The organism is Actinotignum sp. usb-actsch-rep-73 (genome assembly GCF_059082735.1).
In genome coordinates this window covers 24,560-38,198 of the sequence record NZ_JBHNPV010000058.1, presented here as the reverse complement: position 1 = coordinate 38,198, position 13,639 = coordinate 24,560, and the positions used below count along the sequence as shown (strand labels likewise).

The window sequence follows — 13,639 nt, the reverse complement described above, 5'->3', positions numbered from 1 at the left end:
ATAGAAATTGACGAGGCCGGTCAGTTTCGCGCTGTTTTGCGCAGTTGCCGGGTGTCGCTGGGTGGTGCGCGGGTTTACTTTCGAAAGCGCTTGGCAACTTCAAGCGCCCAATAGGTGAGCACCATGTCAGCGCCTGCGCGCACGATCGCGGTGATGGATTCGTCGATGATGGCATCGCGGTTGATCCACCCGTTTGCGGCGGCTGCTTCGACCATGGCGTATTCGCCGGACACCTGGTAGGCGGCAACTGGGACGCTCGACAGTGAAGCGACTTCAGCCAAAACATCAAGGTAGGCAAGCGCGGGCTTGACCATGACGATGTCAGCCCCTTCCTCGATGTCGAGCAGAACCTCGCGCACGCCTTCGCGCTTGTTCGCGGGATCCTGCTGGTAGGTGCGACGGTCGCCTTTCAGGGTCGAGTCGACGGCTTCGCGGAATGGGCCGTAGAACGCGGACGCGTACTTTGCCGAATAGGCAAGGATGGCAACGTCTGCGTGCCCATTATCGTCAAGCGCTTCGCGGATTGCGCGCACCTGGCCGTCCATCATCCCCGATGGGGACACCATGTGGGCGCCGGCTTCAGCCTGAGACAGAGACATCTTGACGTACAGGTCTAAGGTTGGATCGTTGTCAACGCGGCCCTGTTCGTCGAGGACACCGCAGTGCCCATGGTCAGTGAATTCGTCGAGGCAGGTGTCGGCACAGATGACGAGTGCATCGCCCACTTCTTCGGCAATGGCAGTGATGCCACGGTTCAGAATCCCGTCTTCTGCCCACGCCTGCGAACCGGTCGGATCACGCACCTCGGGCACACCAAACAGGTCAATCCCGCCGATGCCAGCTTCGGCGCACTCGGCTGCGTAGCGACGCAACGAATCAATGTCGAACTGGAACTGGCCCGGCATTGAAGTGATCGGCACGGGAGAGTCGATGCCTTCGCGGACGAACACGGGTGCGATCAGTTGCTGGGCGCTCACTCGAGTTTCGCGGACGAGGCCACGCATCGCAGCAGACTGTCGAACTCGGCGGGGGCGGAAGAATGGAGCGGGAGAAGTCATGGAAAGTCAGATCCCTTTCTGTGGTGAATGACCAGCATGTGTTTCAAGAATGCGCTTGATACAGTCGGCAACCGCGTCAGGAGTGGGATGATCGGCGACAATGACCTGAGCTTCGGGAGCGATCTCTGCCATCGTTGTGGCGCTCGCCTGTCCCAACACAATGACGGGGATATGGGGGAATAAGTAGGGCGCAACGTCTTTCAAAGCTCGCGCTGATGAGGGGGCGGTGATGACCGTTGCGGCCACGTAGGTGGACGAGCACATTCTGGCAAGCTCGAGAGAATACCGTGGAGCGATCGTGACCGTTGTGTAGACCGGGTAATGACGGACAGGATAGCTGGCCTCGCTCAGTATCTGGCGAAGCTGAACCCTGGCGATTGCCGACTGTGGAAGTAGTACTTCACGAGTCTGGACACTGCGCTCGCGATCGAAAGCGACAACAGCGTTCGCCAAGTCCTCCCCGGACCCTTCGGACTGCAGATCAACGTCGATGCCGAGCGCTTTCAATGCTTTTGCTGTGGCGGGGCCAACCACGCCGATGCGCGCGCCTCGTTCGTGCACGCACTTCATATAATCGACAAAATTCTCGATGCGATGTGCGCATACGCGAATTGTGCGCGCTGAAGTAAACAGAATCCATCCGCACGAACCCGTTGCCGCGTACGTCATGAGATCATCTGCGAAACGCTTGCACTCCTCGTCACTCACTGTGGTGCGAGTGAGTTCCAAAGATTCAGCGTGAACGTGCACGTTCGGAGTCGAGAGGGCTTCGATCGCCTGCCCAAACGGGTCGGGGCGCTCCTTAGAATGCGGGCGCGTGATGAAGACGTGTGCGTCGGTGCTCATTTCGTCTGATTCTTCGTGGCGTGTATGTCAGCGACTTCTTCGGCCCCCGCCCCAAGCAGGGTCTGCGCAAGCGCGCGTCCCAGTAAGATTGCGGCCTCGTGCGTCTTGGTGGAGATCGCGGACGTGGAATCGTGGACCTGGGGAATGGGGCACGAGGCCACACGTTCAAGCACCTGGCTGCCATCGGTCGCGATCACGCGTCCGTGCAGGGTCAATACTCCGTCGTCGATTGTGCCAAGCGCTCCAAGTGGTGCAGCGCATCCGGCACCCAATGCGTTCATGAGCGAGCGCTCTGCAGTTACGCCGATGTGTGTTGCCGGGTCATCCAACGACGCAACAAGAGCGATCAACGCGGGATCCCAGTCGGATCGCACTTCAATAGCCAGTGCCCCTTGGGCGGCGGCAGGAAGCATCTGATTGGTCGGAAGGTACTGTGCAATCGCCTCTGACATGCCTAAACGGTTGAGCCCTGCGGTTGCTAATATGACGGCGTCCAGATCTTCGTTGATGCGTGCGAGGCGCGTCGGAACATTGCCACGAATATCGACGATCTGAATGTCGGGGCGGGTAGCCAGAATCTGCGCACTACGCCTGGGAGAACCCGTGCCAACCTTTGCGCCTTCTGGAAGCTCTGCCAACGGCGCGCCACCTCGCGAACAGAGAGCGTCGCGAACATCCTCGCGCGGTGGCATCGCGACGAGGGTCAAACCGTCAATATCGTCGGTCGGCAGATCCTTACACGAATGCACGGCAATATCGCATTCGCCAGCCAGTAGAGATTCGCGCAGGCGGGCAACGAATACCCCGGCTCCCCCCAGCTTCGACAGAGGAGTTGGGTCAACGTCGCCGTGAGTCGTGATATGAACAAGCTCCACGCGGACGGGGGTGCCCGCATGTGTGCCAGCTTCCTCGATCGCGTCCGCCACCATCTGCGATTGGGTGAGGGCAAGCTTTGAAGCTCGCGTGCCCAGCTTGAGGACGGGGGTATCGGAAGCGGGGATGGGGGAGTTCATGGTCACCATTGCAGATTAGACGAGATGAGGGTAATTCGATAATTGATAGTGACAAAAGTCGGTTCTCTTCACGTAATTCTTCGGATTCAATTATTTTATGACAGAGTGAATTAAAAACTATCTGGAGAGTCGGAATTTATGTGACAGATATTCGGCAATAGGTAATGACGTAATTCGTGTTTCAGGATTAAATGAATTCTTTTCACCTGCCGAAAAGGAGTGAGCGCCTCTCACCCCGTACGCGCTGACGTGCATCTGCCACCACGCTGGCGATTCCGGAACCTGATACCCACGCCCCACAAATCAACAAGCCGGGTAATGATTCCGCCTTCTGACGCAGGGCGCTGATTCGACGAGCCAAGTCGGGTGTCGCCTGCGCCAAAGTGCCATTCCAGTGAATCACCCTGTGATTGATCACGTTCTCGGCTCCAAGATCCGTACCGGTCAGCACGCTAGCGTCATGCAGAAGCTCGCCCAGTGATGGCGTTCGATCTTCATCCCCTGGCCGACCGTGAGACAGGCGAAGAAGATGAACGTGCTCCCCGTGAGCCTCTCGCAATTCGTCGGCAATCCATGCCCACTTCACATCCAGCTGAGAAAGTGCTTTCGCGCCTACAGGGCACTCGGCAACGCTAGAAATATCGGGCGAAACCAGCAATCCAGGACCAACCGGAGCGCTATCCAGTGCCTCTGCTCGAACAGCGAGGAAAGACCGCACAATCGGCGCGCCCGGCGCAAACGCGCATTCTTGGGCTTCCGGGAACAAAGGGGTGAGCACACGCAGAGCGGGTGCGTGCGAACACGCCAGAATGACGCGACTGGCTGTGAGCAGACGTCCGACCGACGTTCGACGAGGTTCTGCGGAAGGAGCTCCAGCCGGGGTCGTATCGCGAATATCCACCTGCCATTGGACGGTGCTCGAGTTGCTGGCGCTGAGAGATGCGCGACAGATCGCTTCCGCGCCGCAACGCGTCGCAATCGCGGAACCCTTTGCCAGAATCTCAGCTGTAAGGGCGTCGATCAGAACCTGCATTCCACCCTCGATGCTGACGTCGCCACGTGACCCGCTCGACTTTTCCAGTCGTGCGCCAACAGCCTTCGCAAGGCTCCCGTGATGGAGTAGGTCAGCGCGCATCCCGGGTAGTACGCGGTCGACATCCAGCTTCTCAGGATCCTGCGAGTGAATGCCAGCAACCAGCGGGCGGACCAAGCGATCAAGCACGACTCGCCCCATGCGGGCTTCAATAAACGAGGCCACGTCGGCGCATTCGGCGCCGACGTGGGGAGGTAAAGTCAGGTCTTCGCATGCGCGCATCGCCCCTTGATCCCCAAGAATTGCCCGGACTTCTGCCGATGCTGGGTCAGAAGGGATGCCCATCATCGAGTCCGATGGGAACCGGTGAAGACCCCATGTGGTGTGGAGAGAATGAGGAACGGGCGGCAGGAAATAATGCGAGCGCCCTCCACTGGGTGCTGTGACTTTCAGCCCCAGCTCTTCAGCCATGGAGGTCATCGCGGTGCCTCGTAGAGCAAAACTCTCCGCGCCGATGTCGACGTGGGCACCACCCACCATCATTGACGCGACCTGCCCGCCCACATAGCCTCGCGACTCAACAAGCAGGGTCGTCTGGCCTGCTTTGACGGATTCCCAGGCGGAAACAAGTCCAGCAATTCCGCCACCGATCACGATCGTGTCCCAGTGATTGCGGGACAATTCGTTTGTCGATGAGATCGTGCGATTTCCGGCGTTCATAGCGAATGCACCAACTCGACCAGACGTGTCAGAACGCGTGGATCTGTGTCCTTTGGAACGCCGTGAGCAAGGTTGAAAATATGGGACGGTGCGGCCTTACCCTGACGAATAATCTGACGCACCTTTGCTTCAAGAATGTCGAATGGAACGGTCAGGTAGGCGGGATCCAGATTGCCCTGCAGGGGAACAGTATCGTCAAAAAGCGCGGATGCTGAGTCCAAAGAAATGCGCTGGTCAACGCCGATGATATCGCCACCTGCATCATGCATCGCGGTCAGCAACTGCGGTGTGCCTGTGCCGAAATGGATCATTGGGGCGCGCGTTCCAGTTGTTGAACTCAGGGCGCGACCGGCAACCTCGATCGCACGCGCTGAATAGGGGGACACGTGGCGCCGATAATCGTCTTCGCCCAGCACGCCAACCCACGAATCGAACAGCTGAGTGGCTGATGCGCCAGCCGATACCTGCTCGGCGATAAACGCTCCGGTGACATCTGCGCACCACGTCATCAGCCGATCCCATGACTCCGGATCCGAATACATGAACGCTCGAGCTTCGCAATGGTCGCGAGAAGGTCGGCCGGCAACCAGGTAGCAGGCGAGGGTAAAAGGTGCGCCACCAAAACCGATCAGGGGAGTGGACCCAAGCTGGGCAACTGTCATGTGTACGGCTTGGCGGATCTGCTCAATTCCGGGCGCGATTGAAAGCGACGCTCCGCGCTCTGTCAGACGATTAACGTCATCCGCGCAACGAATCGGAGACGCGATGACAGGGCCAACGCCCCCCACTATCTCCACATCCACCCCCGCAAGTCGCAGGGGAACCATGATGTCCGAATAGAACACCGCTGCGTCAACCCCGTGGCGACGAACCGGCTGTAGTGTCGCCTCACTTGCCAATTCGGGAGTCAGGCACGCGTCCAACATTGATGCCTGCGAGCGTGCGCGCAGCTCGCGGTACTCGGGCAAAGAACGTCCTGCCTGGCGCATAAACCAGACGGGGGTCGTGGCTGGTCGACGGCCTGACACTGCTTGCATGAACGAAGACTCGGCCACGGGTGACGTGGTGGCCTTCGTCGCCAAGGGCGCGTTGTCCGAAAGGGTCACGGTTTTCCTTACATGGTGGGGGCAGATTCAACAATTTGTTTTTATGTCAAAGTGTCATTTATTTTATCTGTCAGATTGTCGTTAAATGAATTTCCAAAATGATTCACATAAATTGTGAATCATAGGTTTAATTATGGTTTGATTGCGACGAAATGGGAATTCATATTTTATCCGTCAGCCATTCCGACCAGGGCCTTGATGCCGTGGCCGAGGCTAGTCGCACCACCCCGTCGATTGTCGATGAATTCCTCAAAGTCGGAGTGATCGACGGTGCGGTCACGATATCGACCTGTAACCGCGTCGATATTGTTGTCGACTCCGCTGAATTCCCGGTGGCGCTGAGTGAACGACTCGATGCGGTGACATCGCGCTCTGGTCGGGACGCTGTCGCCTACCTGTTTCGCGTTGCCTCGGGCTTGGACTCCATGGTTATCGGCGAACGTGAAATTGTCGGTCAAGTCCGTCGCGCAGCTGAAGTGGCCACGCAACGGGGGACGATCACTCCCGCTCTTTCGCGCCTCTTCCAATCCTCGTCCGCGGTGTCACGCAAAGTAGCTGCGAAAACAAGTCTTGCTGGCCATGGACGCTCCATTGTTCACGTCGCCCTTGACCTAGCGAAGGAAATACGAGGCGACCTCGGCGACCAACGCGCCATCCTCTTTGGAACCGGGTCCTACGCGGGTGCAACTGTCAGTGCCCTGCGCGACTATGGCGTCCGCGAGATCGGAGTCCACTCAGCGTCGGGGCGCGCCGAAGCGTTTTGTGAAGGTCACGGTGCCCGTCCAATTGTCCCCGACACCATTGATGACGAGCTTGCCCACGCGGACCTCATTGTTTCGTGCAGAGGCAGTGGTCAGCCGGTCTTGACCGCAGATCAGATCCGCGCGGCCGTATCCACCCGAGGCGCCGACAGCCCACTGATCATTGTGGATCTTGCGTTGGTTCCCGATATTGAAATCGACGATTTCGAAGCAGACCAGGTGGTTCGCATCGGCTTGGACAACGTCTCTGATCGCCTGCCCGCGGTCCAACGTGAAGACATCGACATCGCCGAAGCCATCATCGCCGACGCTGTCACAACCTTCGTCAACGTCGCCCATGGGGCGGATGTTGACCGTGCGATTGTGAACCTCAGAAACGCAGTTGACGCGATCGTCGAAGAAGAATGTGCCACTCTTTCTCACCGTGATGAGGACGAGGCCGCGCGCACTGCTCGAGCCCTCCACCACTTGGCGGCGCGTTTGGTGAACGCGCCCTGCCGTACTGCCAGGGCAGCAGTAGCAGACGGAAATGCGCATGAATACCTCGAAGCGCTTGAACGAGTCCTTGGAATTGGAGCAGAAAATGTCTGATCTGACCGCACCCTACGATGCGCTTCTCGTGGTTTCCTACGGTGGCCCGAACGGCCCCGACGACGTACTCCCTTTCATGCGTAACGCCACGAAAGGCAAGGGGATCCCGGACGAGCGCCTGCTGGAAGTCTCTGGTCACTACGGACGTTTCGGGGGAGTCAGTCCCATCAACGCCTGCAACGAGGCCTTGCTAGAAGCTCTGCGCGAGGAACTGCACTCACGAGGCGCGGACATCACTATTGGTCTCGGAAACCGAAACTGGCACCCCTTCATGTCGGAAACGATCGCGGAACTTGTCCAGGGTGGTGCCCGCAGAATCCTGATGATGCAGACCTCTGCCTACGCCTCCTACTCCGGATGCCGGCAGTACCGCGAAGATGTCGCTGACGCACTCGCCCTGCTCCCCGATGGTGGCAAGGACGTGATCGTCGATAAGGTTCGCTCGTACCACGATTCCCCCGGCTTTCTTACCGCCCAGATCGACGTTGTCAGCGAATCAGTGAAGACGCTACTCGATCGAGGAACTGTGATTGACGATTTGCACCTCGTCTTCGTCACCCACTCCATCCCCACCCCGATGCAGGGCGGATCCGGTAATTCCGACAAGACCGGCTCAGACTACGCGGGTCAGCATCTCGCGCTCATGGAACTGATCGTCCCCGCAGTCGAAGAAAAGCTTGGACTCAAAGTAGGAACGCTGAAAACCGACTTGGCTTTCTGCTCGCGTTCGGGCAACCCGAACGCATCTTGGCTGGAACCCGACATCAATGATCGGCTCGAAGAACTCAAAGCCGAAGGCGTCAAAGCCGTCTCATGCGCACCCATCGGCTTTATTTCCGACCACATGGAAGTCGTCTTTGACCTCGACACCGAAGCCAAGCAAACCGCTACCGACCTGGAACTCGACTACGACCGCGCGCGCACCGTCGACACACACCCCGCATTCATCGCATCCCTTGCCGACCTCATCCTTGAACGCGCAGCCCGCGCTCGCGGAGAAAACCCAGAACAACCCTCGACCCTTCCGCTGGGCGCGTGGCCGGACGAATGCGCAAGCCACTGCTGTCGCATGATCGAAGGTCTCGACACGGGAAAGACAGTCGTTGCAGGGCCAACCGCCGCGAAGAACGGCGAACTACCCACGCACACTCACCCACGCGACGCACACCACCCCGGCCGAACCCGCCCAGAAAAGTCACGCGAATAAGAACGATGGGCGGCCTCGTCAATCGGAGAAAACTGCCCGCTGAACATTCGTGCCAACTGAAACAAACAACCAAATAGCTTCACACAAAGCTCACATCAAAGGAGAACCAATGAGCCAGACCGGAAAGACCTACTCGCACAAGGATCCGCGCGACGCCACCGACGTCGATATCGACGCCATCAACAACGGCTTCCACTACGGCCTGACCTCGGTCTTCGCGACCGGTGCACCGCTACCGACTGATGAAGTAGAACGCAAGGTCCTGGTTGAGGAAACCCTGGCAGCCATCACCCCCGAGGGCGTGGAACTGCGTGGCACCTACGACCTTGCTGGTCTGCGCGCCGACGCTGACCTGCTGGTGTGGTGGCTCGCCGACGATCCGCTCGCACTGCAGAAGGCCTACCGCGGTCTGCTCGCGTCGCCCCTGGGCGCCTACCTGATCCCCGTCTGGTCCGTCATGGGCCAGCACACCCCCGCAGAATTCAACACCCGCCACGTGCCCGCATGCTTCGCAGGCGTCGCACCGCGCGACTGGATCACCGTCTACCCGTTCGTCCGCTCTTACGACTGGTACCTGATGGAGCCCGAAGAGCGTAGCGCCATCATGGCCGAGCACGGCAAGAATGGCTTCAGCCAGTACCCGGATGTCAAGGGTTCGACCCTGTCCGCATTCGGTATGTCCGACTACGAGTGGATTCTCGCATTCGAGGCTGACACGCTCGATCGCCTGGAGGGCGTGCTTCACGCTCAGCGCTACACCCGGGCTCGCCTGCACGTGCGCGAGGATCGTCCGTTCTACACCGGTCACCGCGTCTCGCTTGGCGAATGGGCTGACGTTCAGCCACAGGCGTGATACTCGCGATGGGGTGAAGCCCCTGACTACATAAACTGACTACATAATCTTTCGGGCTCGTGCCACTACCGTGGTGCGAGCCCGATTGTTGTGACACGCGCGGCCAGGATTCGACGAGTTGGCGAGCTAGGGACTGGCGAACACACTCTGAAGGCGTGGAGCAGAGCTGTTTGGCTCGAATCTCGGCAAGCTTCCATAGTGCGTCGGGAACGTGAATCGTCCGAGGGGTCATTGCTTGGGTTGTGTATTCCCATGCCCGTGGAACCCTCGGTTCGAGGGAGCTGTGAGGGAATCCAGAGTCAATTTCGTCTTTCCAGCGTTCGATGTCTCCGTCGTGCGGTTGCGTTTATGGGCTAGTGGCGAGTCGGAAAAGCGAAGGGGGAGCACCGAAATCTGATTATTCTCACGTTCGTTGAATAAACGGGATCTGAACACCGACTTTTCCTTGCTATTGAGGCGATAATGACGGTGAATATGGGGGAGTGGTTCTTCCCATTTTTCTGCCATGCAAACGCATTTCTACATGGGTACACGTAGGGTTGGACTGTGACCACAGCTCTGTATCGTCGTTATCGTCCAGACACATTCGCTTCCGTCATCGGTCAAGACCATGTGACGGGGCCACTTCGTGCTGCTCTGCGTGCAAACAAAGTGACTCACGCATACCTGTTCTCGGGTCCGCGCGGGTGTGGAAAGACCACGTCAGCGCGTATTCTGGCCCGCTGTCTGAACTGCGAGCAAGGACCGACTGATACTCCGTGTGGAACCTGCCCGTCGTGCGTGGAACTGGCCACCGGTGGTTCGGGGTCGCTCGACGTTGTCGAAATCGACGCGGCCAGCCACGGTGGCGTTGATGATGCGCGTGACCTGCGTGAGCGCGCCACCTTCGCGCCCGTGCGTGATCGCTACAAGATCTTCATCATTGACGAAGCCCACATGGTCACAAATCAGGGCTTTAACGCGCTGCTGAAGCTGGTGGAAGAACCCCCAGAGCACGTGAAGTTTGTCTTCGCAACGACAGAACCAGAGCGCGTGATCGGAACGATTCGTTCTCGTACCCATCACTACCCGTTCCGTCTGGTTCCGCCAGATGTGTTGGAACCCTACCTGCAGCAGTTGGCGGACGAAGAACACGTCAACATTGGCTCCGGTGTTCTGCCACTGGTCATGCGCGCCGGTGGCGGTTCAGTGCGTGACACTCTTTCCGTTCTTGATCAGTTGATGGCAGGCTCCATCGACTCGGCTGTCACGTATGAAACCGCTGTTTCGCTGCTGGGATACACGGACTCTGCTCTTCTTGACGAGATCGTTGATGGCCTCGCTGGTGGCGACGGTGCGGCGGCTTACCGCGTTATTGAACGCATGGTGGATTCTGGTCATGATCCGCGTCGCTTCGTTGAAGACTTCCTTCAAACACTGCGTGACCTGCTGATTATCGCGGTCGCAGGTGACGGCGCAGGCGATGTCCTGACATCCATCCCTGCTGAGCGCCTCGATCGTATGCGCCATCAGGCAGTGAATTGGGGTCCGCGTCCGCTGTCTCGCGCAGCTGATCTGACCGATGAGGCACTTCGCTCCATGACCGGTGCAACATCACCGCGCCTCCAGCTTGAGCTTCTTATTGGGCGCATTCTTGTGCCGACACCTTCTGGCCAGGCCGTTGCAGATATGCCACTTCCCGGCACGGTTGGCATGCCCGGTGGGGGTGCTCCAAGGGAACATCACGGTGCTGATTATGCTGGAAATAAGCCGATTGGTGTCGCCCCTTCAGCTTCTGGCCCCCAGGCGGCTCGCGCTGCGTTGGCGCAGACAGCCCAACGCGCTTCGCGCCCTGATTCGAACCAGCAGAACCAGCCGGCGGATCTGACACCACGTGCCCAAGCTCCTTCGTCTCCACATCGTGATGGGGAATCGGTTCCCGATGCTCCTACCCCAATGCCTCAGCAGGGGTCCTCGTGGCCCGATGTGGTTGTGACCCCTTCATCCTCGTGGGATGACTCGTCGGTCGCCCAGTCCCAGAACAGTGCTCCCGCTGTTGAGCCTGAAGAGCCCGCGCCTGCGCCAAAGGCAGAGCCCCACTCGGTGGACGCGGCCTCGTCAACTGAAGCACCAGCTCGCCAGACACCACGTCAGAACGGCGGGAAGCAGGCGGACATCGTTCGAGCTCGATGGAATGAAGTGCTTGACCGTCTGGCCTCGATGAGCCGCGTCGCATGGTCGCTGATCAACACGAACGCGCAGTTGGGTGCGATCGAGGGGGCGAACCTTGTGCTGGTGTTCCCCTCCGAAGGAATCATGGCGAACTTTGAACGCGGTGGCAGGCATCAGATCGTCTCCGACGCGATCTACGAGGTCACTGGTCTGCGCTATGAACTCAGCGCACAGGTGGGACAAGCATCGGGAGGGCCGGCAGTAACGGCACCTTCGGCACCTGCATCACACCATGCATATTCCGATCCGGCTCACGCCGATCACTCCTATTCAGGTCAGACACCGAACATCCCACTCAACAACAACGCGAACCGAGATGGACGGCCCGATGCTGGATGGGTTTCGGAGCCGCCCCCTTTTGAGCACCGCGTTGTCCAGGCTCCTGACGTCGGTTCACAGGCCCTGGGCGATCCAGCGCCACGTGTTGCCCCCGATTCAGCCCCACACGTCGGCTCTGATCCGGTAGCGTCGGATGACCCGTGGGGTGAAGTAGTTATTCGCACTCCGCACGAAGACGTTGAAGAGCCAGCCCAAGCGCGTGAACCTGAACCGCAGGACGGTCTGAGCGAATCACAACAGGTGCACAACGGCCCGCAACCTCGCCGTGATGACGCTTGGTCAGCTGGGGCTGACTCTGCTTCAACGTGCGTGGATGCGGATCCCGCTTGGCCGCTTGCGGATTCCAGCCCGGGTTTTAAGGTTCACTCGGATTCGTCGGGAGTATCCGATGATCGCCCCTCCGATAGCCACGGCGACGAGCAGGCAGATTCTGACTCTTTAGCTCAGGCAGAACCGGTGCCTACCGGGGGGCCGGTACGCCGTGCCATGAGCGTCTTCACCTACGACGATTTTGACCCGCAAAATACGAGCGATAATCAGCAGACAACGCCCGGTGGTTGGGCGGATGCTCCCGTTGCTCAGACGAACTCGGTGAGCTTTGAAGACTCAGATGATACGGCTCAATCTGCAGGTGATGCCTGGGCTAACGGTGACAACAGCGCTGGTAGCGATGCCCATAATGATGGGCCTATCGATGACGGTCAGGATTCCGCTCCGCTCGACATGGGTGAAGACCTGCCCTCAATGGATGACGAAGATATTGAAACCACAACCATGGTTGGAGTCCCCGTTGTCCTCGACGTCCTCGGTGGCAAGATCATTGAAACAATCCCGAACGGAAGTGAACGTTGACCATGTACGAAGGTGCTCTTCAAGATTTGATTGATGAGTTCGGTCAGCTTCCCGGAATCGGACCGAAGTCTGCACAACGCATGGCCATGCACATATTGGATGCGGAACCAGATGACGTTGCTCGACTCGTCGATGCTATTCAGGCGGTGCGGAAAAAGGTTCACCACTGCTCGGTGTGCGCGAACCTGACAGAAGAAGAAACCTGTTCTATCTGCAGAGACGTCCGGCGTGACCCCACAATGATCTGCGTCGTCGAAGAACCGAAAGACATCCAAGCGATCGAAGCGTCACGGGTATTCCGCGGACGCTACCACGTGCTCGGCGGGGTCATCGACCCGATCCGTGGCATCGGCCCCGAGCAACTCCGCATCCGTCAACTGTTGTCGCGTCTTGAAGACGATCAGATTACCGAGGTCATTATCGCGACCAACCCGAATGTCGAAGGCGACGCAACCGCTGCGTTCATCGTCAGAATGTTGAAGAGCATCGGCGTTTCAACATCGCGTCTTGCCATGGGCTTGCCAATGGGTGGCGACCTTGAATACGCCGACTCGAAGACTCTGGGTCGGGCCCTTGAAGGACGAACCGCCCTGGGTTGACAGTGCCATCCCAGAGCGGTGCGGTGTGTTCGGACTGCAAGTCCGACACAGACGAAGAAACTTAGTCGGTGAGCTCAATGCCGTTGCCGTCGCGGTGCCACTCGCTACCCGGAGCGGACACCAGAATGAGGATGCCTTCAATGAAGCCCCACAGCGAAGCAACACCGAAGGTGAAGATCGTCAGAACCAGCTGAATGATAGCGCGGGTGGTGCGACCAAGGTAAAAGTTGTGGATGCCAAAACCTCCAAGGAAGATGCCCAGGATACCGGCGATAATCTTCGACTTCTGCTGGTAGCCCGCCGGGCCGGAGGGTGCGAATGTAGGCTGGCCGTAAGGCTGTCCCTGCTGGGCGTAAGCTTGCTCTTGGTTGGTGTACTGCGGGTCTGATTGGCCGTTGAACTGCGGAGTCGGCGTTGTCATCGTATGAACTCGTTTCATTGTGAGAACGT

At 58.8% G+C, this 13,639-nt stretch carries 11 protein-coding genes; 5 read left to right on the top strand and 6 right to left on the bottom strand.

All coding sequences use genetic code 11. The features are described 5' to 3' along the window. Positions 1 to 74: 74 nt before the first annotated feature. The 5 genes from hemB to hemE form a co-directional block, all read right to left on the bottom strand. On the bottom strand, positions 75 to 1,058 hold the full coding sequence (gene hemB / locus AC5RE1_RS04180) for a porphobilinogen synthase (RefSeq protein WP_179370008.1): 984 nt from the start codon (positions 1,056 to 1,058) through the stop codon (positions 75 to 77). A gap of 6 nt (positions 1,059 to 1,064) precedes the next feature. Continuing rightward, a complete protein-coding gene (locus AC5RE1_RS04175; protein ID WP_179370007.1) occupies positions 1,065 to 1,904 on the bottom strand; it encodes a uroporphyrinogen-III synthase in 840 nt (279 codons plus the stop codon). Beyond that, the gene (gene hemC / locus AC5RE1_RS04170; protein WP_219585493.1) at positions 1,901 to 2,917 is read right to left on the bottom strand and encodes a hydroxymethylbilane synthase; all 1,017 of its coding nucleotides are present in this window, start codon (positions 2,915 to 2,917) and stop codon (positions 1,901 to 1,903) included. The genes AC5RE1_RS04175 and hemC overlap by 4 nt, the downstream gene beginning before the upstream one ends. Before the next feature lie 202 nt (positions 2,918 to 3,119). Beyond that, positions 3,120 to 4,670, bottom strand: a complete 1,551-nt coding sequence (locus AC5RE1_RS04165; RefSeq protein ID WP_103632961.1) for a protoporphyrinogen/coproporphyrinogen oxidase — start codon at positions 4,668 to 4,670, stop codon at positions 3,120 to 3,122. Further along, a complete protein-coding gene (gene hemE, locus AC5RE1_RS04160; RefSeq protein WP_285068146.1) occupies positions 4,667 to 5,776 on the bottom strand; it encodes a uroporphyrinogen decarboxylase in 1,110 nt (369 codons plus the stop codon). The genes AC5RE1_RS04165 and hemE overlap by 4 nt, the downstream gene beginning before the upstream one ends. Positions 5,777 to 5,928: 152 nt before the next feature. On the opposite strand from hemE, the gene AC5RE1_RS04155 reads away from it, so the two are divergent. From AC5RE1_RS04155 to recR, 5 genes are all read left to right on the top strand, one after another. After that, positions 5,929 to 7,128, top strand: coding sequence for a glutamyl-tRNA reductase (locus AC5RE1_RS04155; protein WP_103632963.1), 1,200 nt, complete (start codon positions 5,929 to 5,931; stop codon positions 7,126 to 7,128). Further along, on the top strand, positions 7,073 to 8,335 hold the full coding sequence (locus tag AC5RE1_RS04150) for a ferrochelatase (protein ID WP_181002160.1): 1,263 nt from the start codon (positions 7,073 to 7,075) through the stop codon (positions 8,333 to 8,335). Before AC5RE1_RS04155 ends, AC5RE1_RS04150 begins: the two co-directional genes overlap by 56 nt. A 109-nt stretch (positions 8,336 to 8,444) precedes the next feature. After that, a complete protein-coding gene (gene hemQ / locus AC5RE1_RS04145; protein WP_103632965.1) occupies positions 8,445 to 9,188 on the top strand; it encodes a hydrogen peroxide-dependent heme synthase in 744 nt (247 codons plus the stop codon). A 546-nt stretch (positions 9,189 to 9,734) separates the two neighbouring features. Continuing rightward, positions 9,735 to 12,590 carry a DNA polymerase III subunit gamma and tau gene (locus AC5RE1_RS04140; RefSeq protein ID WP_493938391.1) on the top strand — a complete coding sequence of 952 codons (2,856 nt, stop codon included), beginning with the start codon at positions 9,735 to 9,737 and terminating at the stop codon, positions 12,588 to 12,590. 2 nt (positions 12,591 to 12,592) lie between these two features. Continuing rightward, positions 12,593 to 13,189, top strand: a complete 597-nt coding sequence (recR, locus tag AC5RE1_RS04135; protein WP_006680398.1) for a recombination mediator RecR — start codon at positions 12,593 to 12,595, stop codon at positions 13,187 to 13,189. A 61-nt stretch (positions 13,190 to 13,250) separates the two neighbouring features. Here the strand turns inward: recR and AC5RE1_RS04130 are convergent, their stop codons facing one another. Continuing rightward, entirely contained in the window at positions 13,251 to 13,628 is a 378-nt protein-coding gene (locus tag AC5RE1_RS04130; protein ID WP_493938390.1) for a TM2 domain-containing protein, read from the bottom strand. Positions 13,629 to 13,639: the final 11 nt, after the last annotated feature.